At 62.6% G+C, this 25,345-nt stretch carries 22 protein-coding genes and 3 tRNA genes; 17 read left to right on the top strand and 8 right to left on the bottom strand.

Translation table 11 applies throughout. The features are described 5' to 3' along the window. Positions 1–42 precede the first annotated feature (42 nt). The 4 genes from BMX94_RS01370 to BMX94_RS01355 form a co-directional block, all read right to left on the bottom strand. Complete coding sequence (locus tag BMX94_RS01370; protein ID WP_091002629.1) at positions 43–1,224, bottom strand: MFS transporter; 1,182 nt, start codon at positions 1,222–1,224, stop codon at positions 43–45. Positions 1,225–1,453: 229 nt separating this feature from the next. Beyond that, the gene (locus BMX94_RS01365) at positions 1,454–3,427 is read right to left on the bottom strand and encodes an ABC transporter ATP-binding protein (protein ID WP_091002627.1); all 1,974 of its coding nucleotides are present in this window, start codon (positions 3,425–3,427) and stop codon (positions 1,454–1,456) included. Further along, positions 3,420–5,216: an ABC transporter ATP-binding protein gene (locus tag BMX94_RS01360; protein WP_091002871.1), complete on the bottom strand. Its 1,797-nt coding sequence runs from the start codon at positions 5,214–5,216 to the stop codon at positions 3,420–3,422. Before BMX94_RS01360 ends, BMX94_RS01365 begins: the two co-directional genes overlap by 8 nt. Positions 5,217–5,290: 74 nt before the next feature. Then, complete coding sequence (locus tag BMX94_RS01355) at positions 5,291–5,704, bottom strand: MarR family winged helix-turn-helix transcriptional regulator (RefSeq protein WP_091002625.1); 414 nt, start codon at positions 5,702–5,704, stop codon at positions 5,291–5,293. 429 nt (positions 5,705–6,133) lie between these two features. Between BMX94_RS01355 and BMX94_RS01350 the strand changes: the two genes are divergently transcribed. From BMX94_RS01350 to BMX94_RS01315, 8 genes are all read left to right on the top strand, one after another. Then, positions 6,134–7,069 carry a phosphate ABC transporter substrate-binding protein gene (locus BMX94_RS01350; protein ID WP_091002623.1) on the top strand — a complete coding sequence of 312 codons (936 nt, stop codon included), beginning with the start codon at positions 6,134–6,136 and terminating at the stop codon, positions 7,067–7,069. Between the two features lie 75 nt (positions 7,070–7,144). Continuing rightward, positions 7,145–8,047 (top strand): phosphate ABC transporter permease subunit PstC, encoded by a 903-nt coding sequence (gene pstC / locus BMX94_RS01345; RefSeq protein ID WP_091002621.1) that lies wholly within the window; start codon positions 7,145–7,147, stop codon positions 8,045–8,047. Then, the gene (gene pstA, locus BMX94_RS01340; RefSeq protein WP_091002620.1) at positions 8,040–8,987 is read left to right on the top strand and encodes a phosphate ABC transporter permease PstA; all 948 of its coding nucleotides are present in this window, start codon (positions 8,040–8,042) and stop codon (positions 8,985–8,987) included. The genes pstC and pstA overlap by 8 nt, the downstream gene beginning before the upstream one ends. Positions 8,988–9,001: 14 nt before the next feature. Beyond that, positions 9,002–9,787 (top strand): phosphate ABC transporter ATP-binding protein, encoded by a 786-nt coding sequence (locus tag BMX94_RS01335; protein ID WP_286159976.1) that lies wholly within the window; start codon positions 9,002–9,004, stop codon positions 9,785–9,787. Positions 9,788–9,798: 11 nt separating this feature from the next. Continuing rightward, positions 9,799–10,593 carry a phosphate ABC transporter ATP-binding protein PstB gene (gene pstB / locus BMX94_RS01330; RefSeq protein WP_091002870.1) on the top strand — a complete coding sequence of 265 codons (795 nt, stop codon included), beginning with the start codon at positions 9,799–9,801 and terminating at the stop codon, positions 10,591–10,593. Beyond that, positions 10,593–11,282: a phosphate signaling complex PhoU family protein gene (locus BMX94_RS01325; RefSeq protein WP_091002615.1), complete on the top strand. Its 690-nt coding sequence runs from the start codon at positions 10,593–10,595 to the stop codon at positions 11,280–11,282. The genes pstB and BMX94_RS01325 overlap by 1 nt, the downstream gene beginning before the upstream one ends. A gap of 42 nt (positions 11,283–11,324) precedes the next feature. Then, complete coding sequence (locus BMX94_RS01320; protein WP_218138430.1) at positions 11,325–12,032, top strand: response regulator transcription factor; 708 nt, start codon at positions 11,325–11,327, stop codon at positions 12,030–12,032. A gap of 9 nt (positions 12,033–12,041) precedes the next feature. Continuing rightward, complete coding sequence (locus BMX94_RS01315) at positions 12,042–13,445, top strand: sensor histidine kinase (protein WP_091002612.1); 1,404 nt, start codon at positions 12,042–12,044, stop codon at positions 13,443–13,445. A 23-nt stretch (positions 13,446–13,468) separates the two neighbouring features. Here the strand turns inward: BMX94_RS01315 and thrB are convergent, their stop codons facing one another. After that, a complete protein-coding gene (thrB, locus tag BMX94_RS01310; protein WP_286159975.1) occupies positions 13,469–14,389 on the bottom strand; it encodes a homoserine kinase in 921 nt (306 codons plus the stop codon). After that, positions 14,386–15,870 (bottom strand): threonine synthase, encoded by a 1,485-nt coding sequence (gene thrC, locus BMX94_RS01305; RefSeq protein ID WP_091002607.1) that lies wholly within the window; start codon positions 15,868–15,870, stop codon positions 14,386–14,388. Before thrC ends, thrB begins: the two co-directional genes overlap by 4 nt. Before the next feature lie 120 nt (positions 15,871–15,990). On the opposite strand from thrC, the gene BMX94_RS01300 reads away from it, so the two are divergent. The 4 genes from BMX94_RS01300 to BMX94_RS01285 are packed head-to-tail and all read left to right on the top strand — an operon-like array spanning position 15,991 to position 21,019. Then, the gene (locus BMX94_RS01300) at positions 15,991–17,121 is read left to right on the top strand and encodes a homoserine dehydrogenase (protein WP_091002605.1); all 1,131 of its coding nucleotides are present in this window, start codon (positions 15,991–15,993) and stop codon (positions 17,119–17,121) included. An 11-nt stretch (positions 17,122–17,132) separates the two neighbouring features. Beyond that, the gene (locus BMX94_RS01295) at positions 17,133–18,470 is read left to right on the top strand and encodes an aspartate kinase (protein ID WP_091002603.1); all 1,338 of its coding nucleotides are present in this window, start codon (positions 17,133–17,135) and stop codon (positions 18,468–18,470) included. Between the two features lie 48 nt (positions 18,471–18,518). Continuing rightward, positions 18,519–19,532: an aspartate-semialdehyde dehydrogenase gene (locus tag BMX94_RS01290; RefSeq protein WP_091002602.1), complete on the top strand. Its 1,014-nt coding sequence runs from the start codon at positions 18,519–18,521 to the stop codon at positions 19,530–19,532. Between the two features lie 14 nt (positions 19,533–19,546). After that, entirely contained in the window at positions 19,547–21,019 is a 1,473-nt protein-coding gene (locus BMX94_RS01285; RefSeq protein ID WP_091002600.1) for an alpha/beta fold hydrolase, read from the top strand. A 90-nt stretch (positions 21,020–21,109) separates the two neighbouring features. Here the strand turns inward: BMX94_RS01285 and BMX94_RS01280 are convergent. Both BMX94_RS01280 and BMX94_RS01275 read right to left on the bottom strand, forming a co-directional pair. Beyond that, positions 21,110–21,186: transfer RNA gene (locus tag BMX94_RS01280), tRNA-Arg, on the bottom strand. A 23-nt stretch (positions 21,187–21,209) separates the two neighbouring features. After that, positions 21,210–21,839 (bottom strand): NUDIX hydrolase, encoded by a 630-nt coding sequence (locus tag BMX94_RS01275; protein ID WP_091002599.1) that lies wholly within the window; start codon positions 21,837–21,839, stop codon positions 21,210–21,212. Positions 21,840–22,426: 587 nt separating this feature from the next. Here BMX94_RS01275 and BMX94_RS01270 point away from each other — a divergent pair. The 5 genes from BMX94_RS01270 to BMX94_RS01250 all read left to right on the top strand — a co-directional run bounded on the left by BMX94_RS01270 (position 22,427) and on the right by BMX94_RS01250 (position 25,137). Beyond that, positions 22,427–23,311, top strand: coding sequence for a transporter substrate-binding domain-containing protein (locus BMX94_RS01270; protein WP_091002597.1), 885 nt, complete (start codon positions 22,427–22,429; stop codon positions 23,309–23,311). 53 nt (positions 23,312–23,364) lie between these two features. Then, positions 23,365–24,018 (top strand): amino acid ABC transporter permease, encoded by a 654-nt coding sequence (locus tag BMX94_RS01265; RefSeq protein WP_091002595.1) that lies wholly within the window; start codon positions 23,365–23,367, stop codon positions 24,016–24,018. Then, entirely contained in the window at positions 24,011–24,853 is an 843-nt protein-coding gene (locus tag BMX94_RS01260; protein ID WP_091002593.1) for an amino acid ABC transporter ATP-binding protein, read from the top strand. Before BMX94_RS01265 ends, BMX94_RS01260 begins: the two co-directional genes overlap by 8 nt. 116 nt (positions 24,854–24,969) lie before the next feature. Continuing rightward, positions 24,970–25,045, top strand: a tRNA-His gene (locus BMX94_RS01255). 16 nt (positions 25,046–25,061) lie between these two features. Next, a tRNA-Lys gene (locus BMX94_RS01250) sits at positions 25,062–25,137 on the top strand. The last annotated feature ends 208 nt before the right edge of the window (positions 25,138–25,345 follow it).

Below are 25,345 nucleotides of genomic sequence, written 5' to 3'. Positions count from 1 at the left end.
CGCGTGACCGGCTGAGGCCATTCCGTGGGCAAGAAGGCCCCGTTATTGGTGAGCCGCCCCGCTGGTTGCCGCCTCAACCCGACGGTCGCAGCAGGTGAGGCAAACGGTCATAAGCGCCAGGAGCCCGGCTGCAACCACAGGCAGGAGAACCGGCGAGACCCTCTCAACAATAACGCCCATGAGCGGCGGAAACGCCATCGAGCCCACGTATGCGCAGGCCATCTGTAGCCCCATGAGCGACTGCGCGTTCTGCGAGCCAAAGCGCACGGGCGTGAGCTGAATCATCTGCGGGTAAATGGGGGCACAGCCCAGGCCGAGAAGCGCGAGGCCCAAGCCGAGGCCCGTCTCGCTCGGTGAGACCATGAGCACGACAAGTCCAATGCCCATGATCGTCTCGCCTAGCCTGAGGAGCTGCTTGCCATCAAGGCGCAGGGTAAGCACGCCCGAGAGAAACCTCCCCACCGTTATGCCTGCATAGAAGAGGCTGGCGAGAAGGGCGGCCGCTTGTGCGGAAACGCCGTGCCCTAGCACAAGGAACGTCGAGGCCCACAGCCCGCATGCCGACTCGAGTGCGCAGTAGCAGAGAAACCCTGCCATCGCGAGCTTCACGCCGGGGAGGGCAAGAAGCTTGCGGCGCGTGGGGACGGTGTGCTTCCCGTCTTGGTCGGTCGCGTCGTTTTGGTCACGCCACAACGGGATGCTCAGGGTGATTGCCACCACGAGTGCCACTTGGAGAGCGCCTACGATGCGGTAACCTCCCGGCCAACCGGCGGAGCTGCCCATCTGCCACGACATGATCATGGGTCCGCCGGCGGCACCAAGGCCCCAGCAGCAGTGAAGCCAATTCATGTGGCGTGCGGCGTAGTGCGTTGCTACGTAGGCGTTAAGCGATGCGTCCACCGCTCCAGCACCCAGGCCATATGGAATAGCCCAAAGCGCGAGCTGCCAGAACTCAGCTGAGGCTGAGAAGCCAAAGAGGGCTACCGCGGTGAGCGCCACCGAGAGCGCGGTGAGCTTGCCCGTCCCCAGCCGGCGCACGAGCTGCACGGTCAGCAGGCTCGAGACGATGGTCCCCAGGCAGATGATCATTGATATGACGCCCGCCAGCGAGACGTTGGCGCCAATGCTCGCGTGCATGGTGGGCCAGGCTGCGCCAAGAAGACCGTCCGGTAGGCCTAGGCTCACAAAGGCCAGGTAGATGATGCCGAGAAGTACGGTGGTCATATGATGTGGCTCCCGGATGCGTCGAGACCGCTGATGAGCCCATGCTAACGGCGAGCCGCCGGCTTCGCAAATCGGCAGTAGGGGCTGCGTTGTGCCGCGTGCGTGGTCCGTGGCGCCACAGCGAGGGTTTCCGCAAACTGCTCTACCACAACAAAGAGCCCCTCCGGCGCCGTGAGGCGTCGGAGGGGCAAGGGGCGAGACAATCGCGGCACCCTAGGGTCGCAAGCGCCTACTCCAGCTCGAAAGCGCCCGTGTAGAGCTGGTAGTACGTGCCGTGCTTTGCGATGAGCTCGTCGTGCGTGCCGCGCTCGATGATGCGGCCGTGGTCAAGCACGATGATCACGTCGGAGTTGCGCACGGTTGAGAGCCTGTGCGCGATCACAAACGTGGTGCGTCCGTACATGAGGGCATCCATGCCACGCTGCACAATCTGTTCGGTGCGCGTGTCGATGGAAGACGTTGCCTCGTCCAGAATCATTACCGGCGGATCCGCGACTGCCGCGCGCGCAATGGAGAGGAGCTGACGCTGACCCTGCGAGAGCTGGGCCGCGTTGTCGGTGAGCATCGTGTCGTAGCCCTCCGGCAGGCGCCGGATGAAGCTGTCCGCGCCCGCGAGCTTTGCGGCGCCAATGCACTCCTCGTCGGTGGCATCCAGACGCCCGTACCGGATGTTGTCCATGACGGTGCCGGTAAAGAGGTTGGTGTCCTGAAGGACCATGCCAAGTGAGCGACGCAGGTCGTCCTTCTTGATCTTGTTGATGTTGATGCCGTCGTAGCGAATCTTGCCGTCGGCAATGTCATAGAAGCGGTTGAGAAGGTTGGTGATCGTCGTCTTGCCCGCGCCGGTCGCTCCGACAAACGCCACCTTCTGACCAGGCTTGGCGTAGAGCGAGATGCCATGGAGGACGGTGTGGTCGGGCGTGTAGCCAAAGTCCACGTCAAAGAGGCGCATGTCACCGGCAAGCGGTGTGTAGGTGACGGTGCCGTCGTGGTGGGGGTGCTTCCATGCCCAGCTCTCGGTGCGCTCGGGGCACTCCTCAAGCTCGCCTGCGGCGTTCTTGCGCACGTTGACCAGGGTGACGTAGCCCTCGTCCGTCTCGGGCTTCTCGTCGATGAGCGAGAAGATGCGCTCGGCGCCCGCAAGGCCCATAACCACGAAGTTAATCTGCTGGGAGACCTGGCCAATGGAGCCAGAGAAGCGCTTCGTGAGGTTGAGGAACGGCACCACGATGTCGATGGAGAGTGCGACGCCCGCGATGGAGGGGTTGTGCGTTCCCGCGGCGAGCATGGCGCAGCCAGCCAGTGCAACTACCACGTAGGAGAGGTTGCCCATGTTCATGAGGATGGGGCCAAGCGTGTTGCCATAGATGTTCGCTCGCTTGGAGGCATCGAAGAGCTCGTCGTTGACCTCGTCGAAGCCCTTCTCGGTGGCAGCCTCGTGCGTGAAGACCTTGATGACCTTCTGGCCGTTCATGGCTTCCTCGGCGAAGCCCTCCTCGGCAGCGAGCGCACGCTGCTGGGCGAGGAAGAAGTGAGCCGAACGCCCACCCATTACACGGGTGATCACGACCATCAGGACGACCATCGCAAGTACCACGAGCGTCAGGGGCACCGAGTACCAGAGCATGATGACGAGAACCGAGATCATCGCCGTGAGCATGGTGATGAGGTTCGGCACGGCAACGCCAATGAGCTGGCGAAGGGTATCCACATCGTTGGTGTAGTGCGACATGATGTCGCCGTGCTTGTGCGTGTCGAAGTAGCGGATGGGCAGGTCCTCCATGTGGTCGAACATCTGGTTGCGGACCTTCATGAGGGTGCCCTGGCAGATCACGGCCGTGAGCTGCGCCTGAGCGATGTTCGCGCCCAGGGCAACCACATAGCACCCAATGAGGCCCAAGACGATGTGTGTGATCTGGACCTGCGCCGCCCCCCAGTCTCCCGTGCCCACGAACTCCTGCACCACCGCGATTGCCTGCTGCATGAAGACAGAGGGCAGTGACGAGAGGATCGAGGCGGTGAGAATGCAGAGCACCTGCACGGTCACGTGAACGGGGTAGTAGTGGAAGGTGAGTGCCAGCGTGCGCCTGAGCGTCTCCCCGGGGTTTGCGGCGCCGTGGCCGCGGCCGGGGCCGTCGGTGCGCCTGGGCTCGGTTGCCTGCTCAGAAGGAGACTTCATTTCCTGGCCTTTCTCTTTACTCATTGTTCGCCTCCTTCTGGGGCTTGACGGCGTCCTTGGATATGGACTCCATGGCCTCGTCGTGCGACTGCTTGTTCTGCGTGGTGTACGTCTCGCGGTAGATGTCGTTGGTTCGCAGCAGCTCTTCGTGCGTGCCCACGGCGTCGATGTGCCCATCGCGCATTACCACGATGCGGTCAGCGTCCTCAACCGAGCTGGTGCGCTGGGCGATGATGACCTTGGTGGTCTCGGGGATGAAGCTCTTGAATCCCTCGCGGATGAGGCGGTCGGTCTTGGTGTCCACGGCGCTCGTGGAGTCGTCGAGAATCAGGATTTTGGGGTTCTTGAGCAGGGCGCGCGCAATGCAGAGACGCTGCTTCTGCCCGCCCGAGACGTTGGTGCCGCCCTGCTCGATGTAGGTGTCGTACTTCTTGGGGAACTGCTGGATGAACTCGTCTGCCTGTGCGAGCCTGCAGGCTTCGAGCATCTGCTCGTCGGTTGCGTTGGGGTTACCCCAGCGGAGGTTGTCCTTGATGGTGCCCGAGAAGAGGACGTTTCGCTGGAGCACGACCGCCACCTGGTTGCGTAGGGTATCGAGGTCGTAGTCGCGAACGTCTCGGCCACCAACGCGCACGGTCCCCCTGGTTGCGTCATAGAGGCGGCAGATGAGCTGTACGAGCGTCGACTTTGAGGAACCCGTGCCGCCAATGATGCCGATGACTTCACCGCTCTTGATGTGAAGGTCAATGTCATCGAGTGCCATGCGATCGGCCTTGGCGGAGTACTCAAAGCTCACGTGGTCGAAGTCGATGGAGCCGTCCGGGACCTCCATGATGGGGTTCTCGGGGTTCTTGAGATCGGGCTCCTCGCGCAGGACCTGGCAGATGCGTCGCGCAGACTCGTCGGCCATCGTGATCATCACGAAGACCATCGAGAGCATCATGAGGCTGATGAGCATTGAGAATCCGTAGGTGATGAGCGCGGAGAGCTGGCCCACGCCCATGAGCTGTCCCTGGCTGGACACAATTGCCTGAGAGCCGAAGAAGATGACGAAGGTGTAGATGACGTCGATTGCCAGCGTCATGAGGGGCTGGTTCCACGCCAGGATGCGCTCGACGTGAACAAAATCGTGGTAGAGCGTGCCGGATGCCTCGTTGAACTTATCTTTCTCGTGGTCCTCGCGGACGTAGGACTTCACCACGCGAATGCCCTGGACGTTCTCCTCCACAGAGTCGTTCAGGCGGTCGTACTTCCTGAAGATGCGACGGAAGATGGGCATCACGGTGAGGGCGATCTTGAAGATGCCCCAGCCAAGGACAAAGGCGACAATCACGTAGATCACGGCCATGGGGCCGCCCGAGATGAAGGCCATGACAACCGAAAAGACCGCCATGAGCGGGCAGCGGATAGCCATGCGGATGATCATCATGTACGCCTGCTGGACGTTGGTGACGTCGGTCGTAAGACGGGTCACGAGTGAGCTCGTGGAGAACCGGTCGATGTTGGAGAACGAGAAGCCCTGAATCTTGTGGAACACGTCGTGCCTGAGATTCTTGGCAAGGCCCGTCGCCGCAATCGAGCAGGTGACACCAGCTGCGGTACCAAAGGCGAGCGAGGCGAGTGCCATGACGATGAGCACCGCCGCGTGCCCGGCGATTGCGGAGATGCCGCCTCCGAGCGCGAGGGCGTCGATGAGCTGGGCCGTCACGAACGGAATCGCGCATTCGAGCACGACCTCCCCGGTGACGAGAAACGGCGTTGCCCAGGCGGGCTTGCCGAATTCCCTGAGCGACCCGGCCAGGGTCGAGACTATCTCCTTGAGGCCATACTGGGGAAGCGAGGACGTCTCGCCCTTGCTCAGGGTCTTTCTCAACTTCTTGCGTATGCTCACTTTTCCACCGCCCTGTCTTTCTCCTCGATTTTCTGCCAGTGCCCCATGAGCCGGTCAAGGACCTCAAGGAGCTGCGTCCTCTCTTCCTCGGAGAGGACCGAGAAGGCTTCCTCCTCGAATCTTGCGCGCTTCTCGGCACATACCTTGGCCTCTGCCTGGCCGGCTTGCGTGAGGGAGACGTCAAGTTGACGCTTGTCGCTCTGGGACCGCGTACGTGTGACGAGACCCTCTGACTCGAGCTTTGCGAGAACCTCAGAAAGGGCGGCTGAGCTTATGGGGACGGTGTCCTGCAGCTCGCGTTGGCCCACGATGCCCCCCTCGTCCAAGATTCGCTCGAGCATGTGCTGCTTTCCGCTGCGGCCCCCTGCGTGAAGGTGAAGGAAGTGGCCAAAGTAGCCAAGGTCCCTCATGATGCGCGCCTCCTTGGAGGCGCTGTGCTCCTTTGGGGGGCGGCACCTTCCGATTTGCTGAATCTCTTGCGTAATGATTTCTCCTCACATCTACAAGTACTATGTTGCGAGAAAAAACATTAGGTACTTAGCGAACAAGCGTCAAGGTACTTAACAAATGACCACAATCAGGCGCGTATCCGTGCGTACACAACAGGAACAGACGGGGACTTTCACCGAGCCTTACAAAGAATGAGGTCTATTACCTGCGGTTATATCGTGAGCTTACAATTGCTCAGGAGAAATGTAAGGGTAACGTAATGTGCGGTCAGGGCGTCGTAATGCCTTTCCGCCGAGGTAGGGGAGAGACTTCCCAACCCATAGCATGCATGGTGTAAAGACCCGCCGGGGGAATGGGACGGCGTGGTCACACCCTCTGGAAGGAGAAGCATGTCCGATAGTCTCTCTCGTCGTTCTTTCCTCTCGCTTGCAGGTGGCACTGCAGTCGCTCTCGCTGGCCTGGGCCTGGTGGGCTGCGGTGGCTCGAGCAGCTCCGACGCCAGCGCCTCCGACTCCAGCGCGAAGACCCTCTCTGGCACGGTGAACTGCTCTGGCGCCACCTCCTTCCAGCCGCTGGTTGAGGCTGCTGCCAAGAAGTTCGAGGACGAGAACCCCGACGTGACCATCGCCATCACCGGCGGCGGCTCCGGCCAGGGCCTCTCCGACGTCCGTGACGGCAAGGCGCAGATTGGCCGCTCTGACGTCTTTGCCGAGGAGAAGCTCGACGCCTCTGACGCTCAGGCCCTCACCGACAACACCGTCTGCGTTGTTGGCATGGGCCCCATCGTGAACTCCAACGTCGACGTCGACGACCTCACGACCGAGCAGCTCAAGGGCATCTTCACCGGCCAGATCACCGATTGGTCTGAGGTCGGTGGCACCGCCGGCAAGATCCAGGTCATCGAGCGCAAGGCTGGCTCCGGCACCCGCGCCACCTTCGAGGCCGCGGTCCTCGGCGGCGACAAGGCCCCCGACTCCTTCGCGCCCGTTGCCGAGGAGGACTCCTCGGGCACCGTCGTCGAGAAGATTCAGCAGACCGAGGGCGCCATTTCCTACCTCGCCTTCTCGTACTTCGACGACACCAAGTTCAAGGCCCTCAAGGTAGACGGCGTTGAGGCCACGGCTGACAACGTGTGCAACGGCACCTTCAAGATCTGGGCGTACGAGCACATGTACACCAAGGACGCCGACGAGGTCACCCAGGCCTTCATCGACTACATGATGTCCGATGAGGTTCAGGGCAGCATGGTCGAGGAGCAGGGCTTCATCCCCGCGAGCGACATGAAGGTCAAGAAGGACGCTTCTGGCGCCATCACCAACGCGTAGCTTCTAGACCAAACCAAAGGGGCGTCCGCGCTTGCGTGCGAATGCCCCTTATCTGTACGGGTAGAAAGGCAACTCATGGCAAAACGTCTCATGCCAAAGAAGCAGCTCGAGGGGGTGGGACTCACTCTCACGGGCGCGTGCGTGCTCTTCGTCGCTCTCGTCGTGGTCACGCTCATCTTTATGGTCGCGCAGCAGGGACTCTCCGCCTTCTTCGTGGATGGCATCAACTTCTTCTCGTTCCTCACGGGGACGAGCTGGGTTCCCTCGGATGGTGTCTACGGTGCGCTTCCGCTCATCGTGACATCGTTCGGCGTCATGCTCTTGGCAACGCTCTTCACGCTCCCCATAGCCCTCGGCAGCGCCATCTTCGTCGTGGAGGTCCAGCCGGGCTTTGGGCGTCGCATCTTCCAGCCGCTCGTCGAGCTCCTGATGGGCATCCCCTCGGTCGTGTACGGCCTCATCGGCCTTACGGTGGTCAACGCCGCCATGCGTGCCATCTTTGGTGACGCCGCGGGAACCGGCGCGGGTATCCTCTCGGGCGGTATCGTGCTCGCCGTGATGATTCTCCCCACGGTCACGACGCTCTCCATCGACGGGCTCGCTGCCGTTCCGCGGGAGTACCGCGAAGGCTCGTATGCCCTCGGCTGCACGCGCTGGCAGACGGTCTGGCACGTTGTCCTCAAGAGCGCCATGCCCTCGCTCATGACAGCGGTCATCCTCGGCATGACCCGTGCCTTTGGCGAGGCGCTCGCCGTGCAGATGGTCATTGGTGGCGTCGAGAAGGTCATGCCTGCCGGTCTCCTTTCTCCCGCGGCAACGCTCACGACGGCCCTCACCTCGGGCTTCTCGAACGCCACCACGGGCTCCGTGCAGTATCACGCCCTCTGGGCGCTGGGACTTCTCCTCATGGCCATGTCCCTGCTGTTCATCCTCATCATTCACCTGATTGGTGCAAAGGGGGCGAAGAACCGTGGCTAGCGAGACCTCTGCGAAACGAGCCGGGAATGACCTGGGCGTCGACCTCGACGAGCACGTCAAGAAGATCGGTCGGCAAGACCGCGTTGCGACGGGCATCCTCACCGTCATCGTTGCCTTCGTTCTTCTGCTGCTCGCCTCGCTCGTGGGCTTCATCCTCTTCAAGGGACTCGGAAAGGCCCTGTCACCGGGCTTCCTCACCACATCACCCCTTGCGGACGAGAACCCCGGCATCTCCTCCGAGATCTTCGACTCGTTCTACATGCTCGTCATCACGCTGCTCATCAGCGTGCCCATCTCGCTGGGCGGAGCCATCTTCCTCGTGGAGTACGCGCCCGACAACTGGGTCACCAAGGCGGCGAGCACCGCAATCGAGACGCTCTCGAGCCTTCCCTCGATCGTCGTTGGCATGTTTGGCTCGCTCTTCTTTGTGGTGACGCTCGGCTGGGGCATCTCCATCCTCGCGGGAGCCATGGCCCTTACCATGTTCAACATCCCCATCCTTGTCCGCGTGATCCAGCAGGCGCTCCAGGACGTCCCGCGTTCCCAGCGTGACGCCGCCCTTGCCATGGGCCTCACCCGCTGGGAGACCACGCGCCACGTACTGCTGCCGGCAGCCATGCCGGCCATCGTGACGGGCATCGTTATCTCCGCCGGCCGCGTGTTTGGCGAGGCGGCCGCCCTGATCTTCACCTCCGGCTCGGCCGCTGTGAACATCAACTTTGCGAGCGCCAACCTCTCGAGCCCGCGCAACCCCTGGAACATCTTCAGGCCCGCGGAGACGCTGGCCGTCCACATCTGGAAGCTCAAGATGGAGCCCACCCCCGGCAACGACGAGATCGTGTGGGGCACCGCAGCCGTCCTTATCATCTGCGTGCTGCTCTTCAACATCCTCGCTCGCGTCCTGGGCAAGGCGCTTGCCAAGAAGATGACGAGCGAATGACGGAGGACGAGACAATGACACCCACTCCGGGCGAGGGTAGCGCCCTCCTCTACACTAAGAACGTTACGGTCAAGTACGACTACACGCACGAGGCACTGCACCCAACGTCGCTCTCCTTTGACGCTGGCCAGGTGACCGCCCTTATCGGCCCCTCGGGTTGCGGCAAGTCTACCTACCTGCGCTGCCTCAACCTCATGAACCGCGAGATCCCGCGCTGCGTGGTGGAGGGCGAGATCAACTACCACGACCATGATGTGAACACCCCCGAGGAGAACCTCTTCGAACTGCGCAAGTCCATTGGCATGGTGTTCCAGCAGCCCACGCCATTCCGGAAGTCCATTCGCGAGAACATCCTCTTCGCGCCCAAGCGGCACGGCCGCATCAAGAATCGTGCGGAGGGCGACGAGCTGGTGGAGACCTCCCTGCGCCAGGCTGCCCTTTGGGATGAGGTGAAGGACAAGCTGGACCAGAGCGGCTTTGGCCTTTCTGGCGGCCAGCAGCAGCGTCTCTGCATCGCGCGCACGCTTGCCATGAAGCCGGACGTTGTGCTCTTCGACGAGCCGTGCTCGGCACTCGACCCCATCTCCACGTACTCCATCGAGGAGACAATCAGGTCCATCGCCTTCTCGGGCATCTGCTGCATCATCGTGACGCACAACATGGAGCAAGCCACCCGCGTCTCAGACCGCACCGCGTTCTTCTATGTTGGCACCATGGTCGAGACGGGGACGACCAAGCAGATCTTCTCGTCACCCAATGACCAGCGGCTTGCCGACTACCTGTCCGGACGCTTTGGTTAATGGAGCTGATGATGGAGAAAGAGTTCACGCAAACGGAGCACAGGAGCGTGGCGGACGTCTCTCCCGTCATCTCCGTGAAGCACTTCAACCTCTGGTACACAGACTTCCAGGCGCTCAAGGACGTCTCGCTGGATATCCCCGAGCACCGAGCTACGGCCTTCATTGGGCCTTCGGGCTGTGGCAAGTCGACGCTCCTGCGCACGTTCAACCGCATGTGCGACTTTGTCGAGGGCGTCCGCACCGAGGGCCTGGTCGAGTTCAAGGGCACCGACATATTCAAGACCGACCCCAACGCGCTTCGCGTGCATGTGGGCATGGTGTTCCAGCACCCCAACCCGTTCCCCATGAGCATCCGCGAGAACATCCTGTACGGTCCCGCGCGCATGAAGCGTCTCTCGCGCGACGAGGCTGACCAGATCGTGGAGCGCTGCCTCACTCGCGCCGCCCTCTGGGATGAGGTCAAGGACAAGCTCAACCAGAGTGGACTTGGCCTTTCCGGCGGCCAGCAGCAGCGCCTCTGCATCGCACGCGCCCTGGCGACGAGCCCCGACGTCCTCCTCATGGACGAGCCCACGAGTGCCCTCGACCCCATCTCAACCTCGATGGTGGAGGAGCTCATGGTCGAGCTCTCGCGTGACCATACCGTCGTCGTGGTTACCCACAACATGCAGCAGGCAACGCGCGTGGCCGACAAGACCGCCTTCTTCTACCTCGGACAGCTCATTGAGGAGGCTCCTACGGCAGAGCTCTTCTCGAACCCGCGCGAGACCCGTACCCAGGAATACCTCTCAGGGAGGTTTAGCTAATGACCATCCAGACTCGCTCCAAGCTCACCTCACAGCTCAAAGACATCGAGGACCTTCTCGTCCGCTTTAGGGACAAGTGCTCGGCGGACATTCGCGCGACCGGCCTTGCGGCCACTGGCGACAAGGGCGCGCAGGAGGGTCTCGTGCGCGGCCGCAAGGCGGAGGATCGCCTGCGCAACTCGATCGAGTCCTCGTGCCTCGACGTCCTGCTCCTGCAGCAGCCCCTCATTGGCGACGACATGCGCTTTGTCACCGGATCCTTCAGAATCGTCTCCGACCTTTCTCACATCGACGGAATGACCCGCGACGCGAGCTTCCTGGCAGCGGAGGTGCCCGAGAAGGCCACGTCCAAGTTCACCGACGAGTTCACCGAGATGGCCGAGGCGACGGCGAAGATGGTCGAGAAGGCCGTGAACGCCTTCTGCAACTCAGATGTCAACGCTGCGCAGGAGGTCATCCAGCAGGACGCCGAGGTGAACATCATCTACGGTGACGTGACGGATAAGCTCGTGCAGCAGATTCGCGAGGGCAAGTCCTCTGCCCGCTACCTGCCCGAGGTGCTCATGGTTGCCAAGTACTTCGAGCGCATTGGCGACCTTGCCAAGCGCATTGCCTCGTGGGCCATCTTCCGCGTGACTGGCGAGCACGTGACCGAGAAGGGCGTCGACCCCATCCCGACCGACGACTAAACTCGTTGTTTGAAGGAACAAGAGAAGGGACGGATTAAGACGATGCCAGAGAAGGCGGCACCGGTCTCGGGCGTGGTGTACTACGTCGAGGACGATAAGAACATTCGCGAACTCACAATTTATGCTTTGCGCCAAGCAGGCCTTGACGCCTTCGGCTGTAGCGATGATGCGGAATTCAGGCGCATGTGCGCCGAGAGGAGGCCAGACGTCGTTCTTCTCGACATCATGCTTCCCGATGCCGATGGCCTCGACATCCTGGCTCGCGTGCGCCATACGCCCGGGCTCTCCCGCGTTCCCGTGATGATGCTCACCGCCAAGGACTCGGAGCTCGACAAGGTGCGGGCTCTCGACGGCGGCGCCGACGACTACCTCTCCAAGCCCTTTGGCATGATGGAGCTCGTGAGTCGCACGCGCGCGCTGCTCAGGCGCGCGGGCCGTGCCTCGGACATGCCCGAGCGCAAGGCACTCTCCGTCGAGAACCTCACCCTGTGGCCGGACCGTCGCGAGGCGACCATCGACGGAAAGCCCCTCTCACTCACCATGCGCGAGTTTGACCTGCTCGAGTTCCTCATGAGAAGCCCCGGTGTCGTCTTCTCTCGTGAGACGCTGCTCCAGCGCGTCTGGGGCTGGGACTTTGACGGGGGTTCGCGTACGGTTGACGTCCACGTGCAGCAGATTCGTGCCAAGCTCGGTGACTCTTCGGACCTCATCGAGACCGTTCGCGGCGTTGGCTACCGCATGCGCGGGTAGGCGACGCGCGTGGGTGAGAAGGGCTTTGGCACCGCGCAAGGGCAGCGGTCACTGAGAAGGGGCGTCTTCGTTTCGTTTGCGGTCTCGTGCTCTGTGGTTGCCCTCGCGGTGCTCGTGGCACTCTCTGTGTTCTACCAGTCCGCGACGCTTGATGACGCGAGGGGCATGCTCTCGCGCGAGTGCGCGGTGGTTGCCACAGCTGTCGATGATGCGGGTAGTTCGGCAGGGGAGATTGACGCGCTCTCGTCCATGGACTTTGGCGAGGAGAGAGTGACGCTCGTTGCTCCCGACGGTTCGGTGCTCTATGATTCCCAGGTCGATGCCGCCTCGCTCGAGAACCATGCGGACCGGCCCGAGATCTCCGAGGCATACCAGACCGGCGAGGGTGAGTCCGACAGGGACTCTGACACCCTGGGATACGTGAGCCTCTACCATGCGCGGCGCCTTCCCACCGGCGATGTCGTGCGTCTGGGGCTTGACCGTTCCAGCGTGGGTCGCATCGTGGGTCAGGACCTGGTGCTTATTGCGATCGTGGTGGCGTGCCTGGTGGTTGTCGCGTGGTTTGTCTCCCGTGTCATAGCAAGTCGGCTGGTAAAGCCCATCCTGGAGATTGACCCGGAGTCCGATGACGCGAAGGCTCCCTACGTGGAGCTGGAGCCTCTGGTTTCTCGTCTGAACGAGCAGCACCACGACCTTGTCGAGCGCATGGACCAGGTCCAGAGCGCCGATGACATGCGCCGGGAGTTCACCGCAAATGTGACGCACGAGCTCAAGACCCCCATTGCTGCGATCTCTGGCGCCTCCGAGCTTATCCGTGACGGCATTGTGCGTCCCGAGGACATTCCCAACTTCGCGGGCCGCATCTACGACGACGCCCAGCGCCTCTCTGCCCTGGTGAGCGACATCCTTACGCTCTCGAAGCTCGACGAGACGGAACGAACCCGGGACAGGCAGCTCTTTGGGAGCGTTGAGCCCATCGACCTGCTCTCCGTTGCCACTGACGTATGCCAGCGCTACGAGCAGCGTGCCCGCGAGGCCGGCGTGAGGCTCAAGCTCGATGGCGTCTCGACTACCATTAGGGGCAACGCGCGCCTGCTTGACGAGCTGGTTGGCAACCTCGTCTCCAATGCCATTCGCTACAACCGCAAGGGCGGCAGCGTCTTTGTGTGGGTGCTGCCGCAGGATGGTAAGCCCTGCGTTCGCGTGAGTGATACGGGCATAGGCATTCCCGAGGAGGACCAGGCCAAAGTCTTCGAGCGCTTCTATCGCGTGGACAAGGGCCGCAGCCGGGAGCGGGGCGGTACCGGCCTGGGGCTTGCCATCGTGAAGCACGCCGCTGCCTTCCACGACGCGACGATTGACCTCAAGAGCGAGCTAGGCAAGGGCACCCAGATCACCGTGACGTTCCCGTGAGACAAAGGGACTGTCCCTTTGTCTCACTGCGCCACGCGCACGGTGGTGCCATGCTCGCTCGCGCGCAGCGTGCGCACCCAGAGCTGCGGCATGGCCTCGCTCACGGCGTGGGCAACGCTTGCCGCGCGCTCGTCTCCGTCCGCAATCGCCATCATCGTGGCGCCGGACCCAGAGATGAGGAACGTGCAGGCGCCGTTCTCGTGGGCGACGTCGTGCAGCATTTGGTAGTCGGGGATGAGGGGCGCGCGGTACGGCTCGTGGATGCGGTCGTGGCAGCATGCGCGAATGGCGTCCGCATCACCCTTGGCCATGGCGCTCACCATGGCGAGACAGCGCCCCACCTGCCAGGAGACGGTGCTTGTGGGGACCATGGCAGGAAGCGCTCGACGCGCGTCGCGGGTGAGGACGCGGTAGGGGGGAGCCATGCAAACAAAGCGCAGGTTGTCGGCAACCACCCAGCGCGTGGTAACTGTCGTTGGCCCCTCGACGTAGGAGCTCACGAGGCCACCCATCACGGCGGGGGCAACGTTGTCGGGGTGGCCCTCGATGGCGGTGGCGAGAGAAAGCGTGCGCTCTCGGTCGAGAGGCAGCCCTGCAAGCGCCTGGGCCGCCGCAATGCCCGCCACAACGCACGTTGAGCTGGACCCAAGACCGCCGGAGGCGGGAATCGTGCAAGACTCGGTGATGTGGAGCGGCTGGGCCTCAAGGCCAAACTCCCTGCAGCCGCAGAGGTACGAGGTCCACACCAGGTTGTCCTCGCCCGCAAGCTCGGGCGCGCACCCGTCGATCTTCAGGGCGTCTGACGGCTCGAAGGCAAACTCGGCGGAAAGGTCAAGAGCAAGGCCAAGGACGTCAAAGCCAACGCCCAGGTTTGCCGAGGTCGCAGGCACGCTTACGCGCACGGTTTTGCCAACGGCCGCCTGTCCGCCCTCCGCCGCGCTCACAGGAAGATCCTTGCGCACGCGGACTCAACGAAGGCGCCCATCTTGTCGCGATCGCACACGTTGTCGTGAAGGCTCTCGGCGTCGCGCAGGCTCGAGAGCTGTACGGGCGCCGTTGTGCCCGTGACGTGCTCGAGCGAGTCCATGCTCGCAAAGCCGTTCATGCCCGAGGCATCCAGCCCCAGCGCACCCAGCACGTCTGCCGGGAACTTGTAGGGACTTGCCGTCGAGAGGCACACCCGCACCGAGCCGTCTTGCGGCAGCGCGTCCATGACGTGCTTCGCCACGGCAGTGTGCGGGTCGATGAGCTTGTGACAATTCTCCCACGTGGCACGGATGGTCTCGCGCGCCATCTCGTCGTCCGCGCGCCCGCAGCCAAAGGTCTCCTGAATGCTGGCGAGAAGGGCGGGCGGCACGGTGTAGACGCCCTTCTCGACAAGGTCTGCCATGAGGGACGAGACAAGCTCGGTATCTCCGTTGGAGGCAAAGTACAGCAGGCGCTCAAGGTTGGAGGAGACCAAAATGTCCATGGAGGGCGAGATGGTCTTCACAAACGGGCGGCGCTTGTCGTAGGTACCCGTGGTGAGGAAGTCGGTGAGAACGTCATTGGCGTTCGACGCCACGACCAGCCTGCGAACGGGCAGACCCATGCGCTTAGCGTAGTAGCCGGCAAGGACGTCGCCAAAGTTGCCCGTGGGGACAACGTAGGTGACCTCGTCGCCCCGGGCAATGGCGCCTTTGCGCACGAGCTGGGCGTACGAGTCGAAGTAGTACGTCACCTGCGGAGCCAGGCGGCCAACGTTGATGGAGTTGGCGCTCGAGAGCACCACGTTGCGCGCGGCGAGGCGCTCGGCGAGGTCACGGTTAGAGAAGATGCGCTTGACCTCGGACTGCGCGTCGTCGAAGTTGCCGCGGATGGCACACACGGCAACGTTGCCGCCAATCTGCGTGACCATCTGGAGGCGCTGGATGTCGGAGACCTTGCCCCAGGGATAGAAGACGCAAACGCCCGTGTGTGGCACGTCGGAGAAGCCGTCGAGCGCCGCCTTGCCGGTGTCGCCCGAGGTCGCCGTCACGATCATCACGTCATGGCCGTCTCCCTCACGGGCAACGCCCATGAGCTGCGGCAGCATCTGCAGGGCCACGTCCTTAAAGGCGCAGGTGGGGCCATGGAAGAGCTCGAGGAGCCAGTCTGAGCCCAAAGGTGTGACAGGGCACACGGCGGGCGTGTCCCACTGAGCACCGTAGGCTGTGCTCACGCACCCGGCAAGCTCCTCTGCTGTGTAGTCGGGCAGGAGAGTTCCCAATACGCGCTCGGCAGTCTGGGTGAAGCCGCTTGCGCACACCTGGGCAAGGTCGAGCTTCTCCGAGCCAAGAGCGTCAGAGACGTAGAGACCCCCGTCGGGTGCCAGACCGGCGAGAATTGCTTGCTTGCTTGTTACCAATTCCCCGCGCGAACGGGTGCTGTGGTAGAACGTTTCCACGGTCGGCTCCTTGCGTTGTTTGGCCTTGTATCGTGTCCAGCTCGTATGATAGCTGGTAGCGTGCATGGGCGTGCGGCGCACGGCACGGGCCGACACACAGTTGAAAGAGATTGGAAGCCGATGAAGATAGCCATCCTGGGGTACGGCACCGTTGGTCGCGGCGTTGCTCAGATCATCGAGGAGCGCGTGCCCGAGGTCGAGGTCGCTCGCATCCTCGAGCTGCCCGATCGTCTCACCGACCCGCGTATGACCCCTGACTACCAGGACATCGTTGATGACACGTCAATCGAGCTCGTGGTGGAGTGCATGGGCGGCATCGAGCCCGCCCACTCTTTCATCCTGCAGGCGCTCAATGCCGGCAAGCACGTGGTGACCTCGAACAAGGCCGTTGTCGCTGCCCACTTTGCCGAGTTCGCCGAGGCCGCGTCCAAGGCGGGTGTGGGTCTTCTCATCGAGGCCTCCGTGGGCGGTGGCATTCCCTGGATTGCGAGCATCGAGAAGGTGCGCCGCATCGAGGAGATCCAGTCCTTCTCGGGCATCATGAACGGAACCACCAACTACATTGTCTACTCCATGCTGAAGGACGGAGCGGACTTTGCCGAGGTGCTGAGCAAGGCGCAGGAGCTTGGCTTTGCCGAGAGGGACCCCACTGCCGACATCGACGGCATCGACGTGCGCAACAAGACTATCATCTCTGCCTCAGTTGCCTTTGACGTTGCTTGCACGCAGGACCTGCCCGTCTCTGGCATCAGGAACCTCACCAAGTACGACCTGAGCCTCTTTGGAAGCCGCGACCTCACGGTCAAGCTCATTGGCCGCGGCGTCCAGGCGGATGGTCGCTACGCCGTATCGGTCGAGCCCGTTGCGGTGAGCACCTCCACGCTCGAGGCAAACGTGCCCACCAACTTCAACCTCGTGACGCTCGACGCGCCCTCGATTGGCGAGCTCAAGTTCTACGGGCAGGGCGCGGGCAGCCTCCCCACAGGCAACGCCATCGTCCAGGACATCCTTGACTGCGTGGCCGGAAGGAGGCCTACCTACGACTTCTCTCGTGGTCTCACGTATGACCCTGCCATGCTTCACGGGCCCTACGTGTTCCGCACCGAGGCCACCATCCCCGGCGCGACGTTCTACGAGCCGGGTGCCGTCATCGTGGATGACCTCACCGCAACCCAGGCGCGCGCCACGCTTGACGAGGCGCTGAAGTCCGACCCAACCACGTTCATGGCGGCCGTGTCCGCGAACAGCTAGGAGAGGTTCACATGATCAAGATCTGCAAGTTCGGGGGCTCCAGCGTCGCCACCGCTGATCAGTTCCGCAAGGTCAAGTCCATCGTCGAGTCAGACCCCGACCGCCGCTTTGTGGTTGTCTCTGCCGTGGGCAAGCGCTTCTCGGGTGACAACAAGATCACCGATCTTCTGCTTCTTGTGAACGCGCATATCGAGTACCACGTCGACTGCACCTCGCTTCTCGCCGACATCGAGCAGCGCTTTATTGACATTGCCGACGAGCTGGGCGTCAAGTGGCCGGTTGCCGAGAAGTTCGAGACCTTCGCCGCCAACATCAAGAAGCACTCGCCCGAGTACGTGGTCTCGCGCGGAGAGTGGTTCACCGCCAACATCATGGCCGAGTACCTGGGGCTTCCGTTTGTGGATGCCGCGGACGTCATCGTGTTTCACCATGACGGCAACGTGGACATGGAGCGCACCGCCGTGCGCCTCAAGGACTTCGCCCACAGGAACGGCGCCTTCGTGCTGCCCGGCTTCTACGGTGCTACCGTCGACGGCGCCATCAAGCTCTTCCAGCGCGGCGGCGGCGACATCACGGGCGCCATCGCCGCCCGCTGCCTCGATGCCGACGTCTACGAGAACTGGACGGACGTCTCGGGCTTCCTCTCCGCAGACCCCAGGATCGTCGAGAACCCCCGCTCCATTCGCCGCATCACGTTCGACGAGATGCGCGAGCTCTCCTACATGGGCGCCTCGGTCCTCCAGGAGGAGGCCATCTTCCCGGTGCGCGAGGTCAACATCCCCATCAAGATCATGAACACCAACCGTCCCCAGGACGCTGGCACCACGATTCGCGAGACGGCCGAGACGGGTGCGGACGAGCACCTGATCACGGGCATCGCCGGCCGCAAGGACTTCATGGCGGTGCACGTCAAGAAGGCGCACATGTCCAACGAGGTCGGCGTCATCTCTCGCGCGCTTTCCATCTTCGAGCGCTATGGCGTCTCCATCGAGCACATCCCCACGGGTGTCGACTCGTTTGGCGTTGTGGTTGCTGCTGCCGACGTCAAGGACAAGATCTACTCGATCGTCAACGACATCCGTCGCGAGATCAAGCCCGACGACATCGTGATGGTCGACAAGCTGGCGCTCATCTCGGTTGTCGGCCGCAACATGTCCAGGCGCTCCGGTACCTCGGGCAAGATCTTCGGCGCGCTGGGAGACGCCGGCATCAACATCCGCATGATCACCCAGAGCTCTGAGGAGATCTCCATCATCCTGGGCGTTGACAACACCGATTTCGAGCGCGCAATCAAGGTCATCTACGAGCGCTTTGTTCGAAACGAGATGGTCTCGGCCGAGAAGGCCTAAAGAACCCATCGCTGCCCTCAAGGGCACGCAGAGAAAGGACCCACAATCATGGCAGACAAGACCGTCGCCATTCTCGGTGCCACAGGCGTCGTTGGCACGCAGATGATTCAGTGCCTCGAGGAGCGCAACTTCCCCGTGGCCAAGCTCGTTCCCCTCGCGAGCGCGCGCTCGGTTGGCAAGACCGTCTCCTTCCACGGCGAGGCCGTGCCTGTGGCCGAGGCGACCCCCGAGGCGTTCGAGGGCGCCGACATCGTGCTTGGCGCCGCGAGCGACGCTACCGCAAAGGCGCTGCTTCCCGAGGCGGCCAAGCGTGGCGCGGTATGCGTGGACAACTCGCACGCCTTCCGCCTCGACCCCGACGTTCCGCTGGTCATCCCCGAGATCAATGCCGTGGACATCGCCAACCACCCGCGCAACATCATCGCCAACCCCAACTGCGCCACGATCATCGGGCTCGTGCCCACCTGGCCGCTGCACAAGCTAGCCGGTCTGCGTCGCCTGATCGTCTCCACCTATCAGGCCGCCTCTGGCGCCGGCATGCCCGGCCTCACCGAGCTCCAGCGAGAGATGAAGGTCGTTGCCGAGGGCGGCGAGATGGGCGACACGAGCCCCTTCGCCTACCAGCTGGCCGCGAACCTTATCCCGCAGATTGGATCCTTCAAGGACGAGGGCTACACCTCGGAGGAATGGAAGATGCAGAACGAGGGTCGCAAGATCATGCACCTTCCCGAGGTCCGCGTGAACTGCACCTGCGTCCGCGTGCCGGTCATGCGCTCGCACTCGGAGTCCATCACGGCAGAGTTTGACCGTCCCATCTCGCCCGATGAGGCGCGCGAGGCGCTTGCTGCCGCGCCTGGCGTCAAGGTCGTGGACGACCCCGCGAACCTGCGTTACCCCATGCCGCTTGACACCTCCGACCAGGACCTGGTCTACGTTGGCCGCATCCGTCGCGACCTCTCGGCGCCGGACGGCGTGAACTCGCTCGCGTTCTGGTGCTGCGGTGACCAGATCCGCAAGGGCGCTGCCACCAACGCGGTCCAGATCGCAGAGTACCTGCTCTAGGGCGAGGGATTCGAATGGCGCTTCTTACCAGCTATTACCTTCCGGGCATCTACGCGGAAGACCACTCCATCGAGGTGCCGCTCGACTGGCGTGGCACCAGCCCGGCTGCCCTTGCCGGCGTGGACCAGGATGACCCCTCTGCGCTTGCCATGGAGGGTGCTGCCGAGAAACCCGACCCTGCGTTTGTGGGCAAGAGCATCAAGCTCTTCTACCGCGTGCTCTGCTCGCCCGAGAACGTTGGCCGCGACCTGCCGCTCATTGTGTTTCTCCAGGGTGGGCCCGGAGGTGCGTGCCCTCGGCCCCTCTCGCCCCAGAGTGACGGATGGGTCGAGGAGGCACTGCGCCACTTTCGCGTGGTTCTACCCGACCAGCGTGGCTGCGGACGCTCCTCGCGCGTGGACGGTGCGCGCATCGCTGCCGTGGGGGACGAGGCCGCCGCTCATGGTGCAGATCCGGCGCGATGCCAGGCCAACTACCTCAAGCGATTCATGGCAGACTCGATCATCCGCGACTTCGAGTACCTGCGCCTCACCGAGTTTGGCGGTCGCAAGTGGGTTACCTTGGGGCAAAGCTATGGTGGGTTTCTCACCTTGGCAAACCTCTCCGCCTTCCCGTCTGGTGTTGCGGCAAGCTTTACCTGCGGTGGCATTCCCCACGTGCCAGCAAGCGCGGCGGAGGTCTATGCGCACACCTTCCCGCGCATGGTGGCCAAAACCCGCGCCTACTACGAGCGCTATCCCGAGGACGAGAAGCGCGTTTCTCTCGTGGCCGACCGCCTTGCCGCAGGCGACGTGACCCTGCCCGATGGCTCTCCCTTCTCGGTGAGGCGACTTCAGCTCGTGGGGGGTGGCCTTGGTATGAAGCCTGCGCCCGAGCGTCTGCACGCCCTCTTCGACGTTGCCTTTTCCGATGGCGACGGCTCCTGCGACGATGCTCTTGCCGCGGCCGGCGGAGACGCCTCCCACGTGCGCCTCTTTGGTGGCTTCCTCGATCAGGTCCAGTCGATGACCTCCTCGTACACAAGCCCGCTCTACTGGACGCTCCAGGAGTTCATCTATGCGGACGGCACGCTGAACGCGCCCATAGACTGGGCCGCGGCGCACGAGGCGGCGAGCAGACCGGAGTTCTCCGAGGACGCGCGTCCCCTCATGCTCTTTGCCGAGGCGATGTTCCCCTGGATGTTCAAGGACGATCCGTCGCTCACGCCGTTTGCCCCCGCGATGGACGTTCTCATGGCCGACACCGAGTTTGGCCATCTCTACGACCAGGAGCAGCTTGCGAGAAACGAGGTCCCGCTCCAGGCGGCCGTCTACTTCGATGACGCCTATGTGGACTCTGGCCTTCAGCTGGACACGCTCTCGCGGGTGGGCGCAAGCCATGCCTGGGTCACCAACGAGTTCGAGCACGACGGCCTGCATGGCAGCATGGTCTTCAAGCACCTCTACGAGGAGGCGCTCAACCGCGGCGACCTTGCAGAAGTGAAGTAGGGGAGAGACTCTTCTCTCTTGCGTGGCGTGGAGCTTAAGCCGCTCTAAACAAAAAGCCCAGGGCACCACGTGCCCTGGGCTGCTGCTTTCTGGTGCTCCCTGGGGGATTCGAACCCTCGACATTCGGATTAGAAGTCCGCTACTCTATCCAGCTGAGTTAAGGGAGCGTCGCCTTTTCGGCCATGCCATTCTAGCGCAAGTTGCCTGTGGGCTCATCCCCAAGTAGCGCCCGGGCGGCAAGAACCCCCGTGACAGTCTTTCCGTCTTGGATGAGCCCCGCAGATATTGCGCGTACTACCTCGTTCAGCGGAAGCCAGACAGCGCGCAGGACTTCGCCCTCGTCGGGGCGGGAGACCCCTTGCGAGAGCCCCTGGGCAAGAAACACCTCGGTGTGCTCGTCGGTGAAGCCCGGAGAGCCCAGTACTGTGGCGAGATGCACGAGCTTCTCGGCGTGTAGCCCCGTCTCCTCGGCGAGCTCGCGCGCGGCGCACTTCTCGCCCTGCTCGTCTCCCTCGAGCTTTCCGGCCGGAATCTCAAGCGTTACCCGGCCAAGCACCACCCGGTACTGGCGAACGAGGCACACCCTGCCATCGCGGATGGCTACGACCCCTGCGCCGCCATGATGGTGAACCACCTCACGCCATGCGTGCGAGCCATCGGAAAGCTCTACCAAGAGGTGGTCCACTGCGAAGATCTTACCCTGCCAGACATGTTCGTCTGTATCCACGCGCTCCACGAGGGCAGGGTCTGGCTCAAGTGCCCTGCGAACCTCGACGAGACCGGAATTCCCGCCGCCAAGACCTTGGGTTGTAATATCCACGCACGCCTCCTGGCCTTTGTGCTTCCTGTCGCTCCCTACGATAGCCGCTTTTTCCGGTTGCGCTTGCGGCTTCGGCGTTGTCACTACGAGCTCTGCCACTGTTGGCGTCCATCGAACGCACGATGGCAGGAATCTTCGGTTGAGAGTAGGTTTTTTGGGGGTACCCCAAGTATAAACTGGTTGCGAATCTGATAAACAGCAGGTCAGAGAATTACTACTGGGGCAATGTCGTATAAGAATCTTTACCAAAACTGCAACCAACCGTCATTTTTACTTTGCCTTGGAGTGCGGGCGCCACACAGGAGCAGTGGCGGGGAGATCCAACTTCGCCGTTGAGAAGAATTCCGACGTTTTGTGGACCCCGCGGGTGGAATTTCGTCCATATCCTTCTCAACAGTGACAGCAATCTGCCGAGCAGTGCCGTCTGGCAGTGCCGCCGAGCCGCATCCCCTGCCGTAATTGTTAAGCGATGGGTGCACACGAGCTGAAAATGTTGAACCCGGGTCGTGTCGCCGCTATTCTGTACACCTGTACTCCATCGCACTAAAGTGCCTCGCCTACGTCATCTACTGCAGATGGGAGCAACCATGTCCAACGTCACGCTTGACCGCCGCCAGTTCATCACCGCCGCCCTGGGAATCACGGGTGCCCTTGGCCTTGCCGCCTGTGGCTCCTCCACAAGCACCAGCAGCTCCAACGCCTCTTCTAGCTCGTCAGACGCGCCCTCGTCCTCTACGTCCTCCTTCGACGGCAACTTTGTCCTTGGCTTCGACCAGGACTTCCCACCCTATGGCTACATGGGCGACGACGGCTCCTACACCGGCTTCGACATCGAGCTTGCCCAGGCGGTCTGCGACCGCGAGGGCTGGACGCTCGTGCCCACGCCCATCTCGTGGGACGCCAAGGACACCCTGCTCAACTCAGGCCAGATCACCTGCATCTGGAACGGCTTCACCATCGAGGGACGCGAGGACGGCTATGCCTTCACCGACCCCTACATGGAGAACCGCCAGGTTGTCGTCGTTCCCGCCTCCTCCGATGTCCAGAAGCTCTCCGACCTTGCCGGCAAGAACGTCATCACCCAGGCAGACTCCGCTGCGCTCGACGTCCTCTCCGAGGGCGGCTCGCAGGAGGAGCTTGGCAAGAGCTTTGGTAACCTCCAGACCATCGACAACTACAACACCGCCTTCATGATGCTCGAGAGCGGCCAGGTTGATGCCATTGCCATCGACTACCCCGTTGCCGTCTTCAACATTGGCGACAAGACATCGGAGTTCCGCATCCTCGACGAGAACCTCAACTCGGAGCACTTTGGCGTGGGCTTCGCGAAGACGGACGACGGCGCACAGCTGGCCAAGACCGTCGAGGCGGACCTCCAGGCCCTGGACTCCGAGGGAACCGTCAAGGAGCTCTGCGAGAAGTACTCCGACCAGGGCGTCTCCTACGACCTCTGGTGCCTGCCCAAGGCGTAGGACAACCGTGGGAATGACGGCGTAGGCAATGGTGCGGCAAGGGAGCTGGTAAGGTGGATTTCGCAACGATGATGGGGATGCTCCTCTCGGGGTATCGCATATCGATGATCATATTTGCGGTGACGCTCGTGGGGTCCATCCCCCTGGGCATGCTGGTGGCGCTGGGTCGCCTCTCCAAGTTCAAGCCGCTCTCACTTCTCATGCAGCTCTTCATCTCGGTCCTGCGTGGCACGCCGCTCATGCTGCAGATGTTCGCCGTCTCCTTCATGCCGTACTACGTGTTTGGCCTCAAGACCGACGCGAACTTCCCCATGATTGCGGTGCTTATCTCCTTCGTCATCAACTACGCCGCCTACTTCGCCGAGATCTATCGCTCGGGCATCCAGTCCATCCCACGCGGCCAGTACGAGGCCGCAGAGGTCCTTGGCTACTCCAGCAGCCAGACCTTCCGGCGCATCGTGCTGCCGCAGGTGGTCAAGCGCGTGCTCCCTGCCATGGGCAACGAGGTGGTGACGCTTGTCAAGGACACGTCGCTGGCCTTCTCGCTGGGTGTCCTCGAGATGTTCACCCAGGCACGCGCCATCGTCACGAGCCAGCGCACCATGGTTGCCTTTGCCGTGGCGGCACTCATCTACTGGGTTACCTGCCTCATCATCGAGTACATCATGAGGCGCATCGAGAAGAGGCTGGACTACTACCATGACTAACGCCGAGAAGCACGAGGCCCGCTCGTCTCGTCACCAGATTCCCGTGCCTGACGCCTCCGTCTCGCAGATCCTTGGTCTCCCTGCCGTCTATGTGAAGGGGGCGCGCAAGTCCTTCTCGGGGCGAGAGGTTCTCCACGACGTGTCGCTCTCCATTGCGCGTGGCGAGGTTGTCTCGGTCATCGGTCCTTCCGGTGCCGGCAAGTCGACGCTTCTGCGGTGTCTCACATTGCTCGACACCTTTGACGCGGGCGAGCTCTACTACGGCAGCCTGCGCGTGACCGAGCGGGACGAGAATGGCCGGGCGAGCTACTCCAAGGAGGCGAGCGCCAAGGCGCGTATGCAGTTTGGCATCGTGTTCCAGAACTACAACCTCTTCCCGCACTTCACCGTCATGCGCAACGTCTGCGATGCCCCCATAGCGGTGCAGGGGAGAGACCCCGCTACGGTCGAGCAGGAGGCTCGACAGATCCTCGAGCGTCTGGGCCTGTCTGAGCATGCCGAGAAGGTCCCCAACCAGCTCTCTGGCGGCCAGCAGCAGCGCGTGGCCATAGCGCGGGCGCTCGCCATGCACCCCAAGGTCCTCTACTTCGACGAGGCCACCTCGGCGCTTGATCCCAGGCTCACGGCGGACATGAGGCGCATCATCCGCGAGCTTGCCGCTGACGGCATGGCAATTGGCATCGTGACCCACGAGATGGGCTTTGCGCGCGACGTGTCAGACCGTGTGGCATTCCTTCTCGACGGCCGTATCGTGGAGGATGGGCCTGCCGAAGAGGTCATGGACCACCCCACGGACGCTCGCGTTCAGGAGTTCCTTGCCACCGCGGAGGACTAGGTTCTACGTCGCGTTCGGCGCCCCTCAGATTTATTCCGAAAGTTTTTCAAGAAAGTGCTTGCATCCGTCCGATTCTTTGTCATAATAAACGAGCGCTTCACGAGGTGGGCCAAATGGTGGGTGTAGCTCAGTTGGAAGAGCGACGGACCGTGGCTCCGTAGGTCGAGGGTTCGAACCCCTTCACCCACCCCATCTGAAAGCCGAATATGGGTCGTTAGCTCAGTTGGTAGAGCAGGGGACTCTTAATCCCAAGGTCGAGGGTTCGACCCCCTCACGACCCACCATGTACATGCAGCCCGGGACCTCTGGTTCCGGGTTTTTCTTTATGCCGCCTCTCGCGTCGCCAAGCGGTGTGGCCAATCCAAAAGCCGCGCTCTATGGTTTCGTTTTTCCCCGGGTGTTAGGTTTCGATACGTTACACTGAATGGTAACTACGTCGGTGCAGTAGTCGCATGGGGTTTGCGGGGTGAGAACGATTCCAGCCCCCTGCCT

Origin of the sequence: Olsenella sp. KH3B4 (assembly GCA_900111695.1) — a bacterium.
Classification (GTDB): Bacteria; Actinomycetota; Coriobacteriia; order Coriobacteriales; family Atopobiaceae; genus Tractidigestivibacter.
Note: the sequence above shows the minus strand (reverse complement) of the source record. Positions and strands in the feature narration are given on the sequence as shown.

Bases quoted from the DNA above. Each gene is read 5' to 3' on its own strand.
- BMX94_RS01370 (WP_091002629.1), bottom strand. From the start codon at position 1,224: ATGACCACCGTACTTCTCGGCATCATCTACCTGGCCTTTGTGAGCCTA.
- BMX94_RS01365 (WP_091002627.1), bottom strand. From the start codon at position 3,427: ATGAGTAAAGAGAAAGGCCAGGAAATGAAGTCTCCTTCTGAGCAGGCA.
- BMX94_RS01355 (WP_091002625.1), bottom strand. From the start codon at position 5,704: ATGAGGGACCTTGGCTACTTTGGCCACTTCCTTCACCTTCACGCAGGG.
- BMX94_RS01350 (WP_091002623.1), top strand. From the start codon at position 6,134: ATGTCCGATAGTCTCTCTCGTCGTTCTTTCCTCTCGCTTGCAGGTGGC.
- pstC (WP_091002621.1), top strand. From the start codon at position 7,145: ATGGCAAAACGTCTCATGCCAAAGAAGCAGCTCGAGGGGGTGGGACTC.
- BMX94_RS01335 (WP_286159976.1), top strand. From the start codon at position 9,002: ATGACACCCACTCCGGGCGAGGGTAGCGCCCTCCTCTACACTAAGAAC.
- pstB (WP_091002870.1), top strand. From the start codon at position 9,799: ATGGAGAAAGAGTTCACGCAAACGGAGCACAGGAGCGTGGCGGACGTC.
- BMX94_RS01325 (WP_091002615.1), top strand. From the start codon at position 10,593: ATGACCATCCAGACTCGCTCCAAGCTCACCTCACAGCTCAAAGACATC.
- BMX94_RS01320 (WP_218138430.1), top strand. From the start codon at position 11,325: ATGCCAGAGAAGGCGGCACCGGTCTCGGGCGTGGTGTACTACGTCGAG.
- BMX94_RS01300 (WP_091002605.1), top strand. From the start codon at position 15,991: ATGAAGATAGCCATCCTGGGGTACGGCACCGTTGGTCGCGGCGTTGCT.
- BMX94_RS01295 (WP_091002603.1), top strand. From the start codon at position 17,133: ATGATCAAGATCTGCAAGTTCGGGGGCTCCAGCGTCGCCACCGCTGAT.
- BMX94_RS01290 (WP_091002602.1), top strand. From the start codon at position 18,519: ATGGCAGACAAGACCGTCGCCATTCTCGGTGCCACAGGCGTCGTTGGC.
- BMX94_RS01285 (WP_091002600.1), top strand. From the start codon at position 19,547: ATGGCGCTTCTTACCAGCTATTACCTTCCGGGCATCTACGCGGAAGAC.
- BMX94_RS01270 (WP_091002597.1), top strand. From the start codon at position 22,427: ATGTCCAACGTCACGCTTGACCGCCGCCAGTTCATCACCGCCGCCCTG.
- BMX94_RS01260 (WP_091002593.1), top strand. From the start codon at position 24,011: ATGACTAACGCCGAGAAGCACGAGGCCCGCTCGTCTCGTCACCAGATT.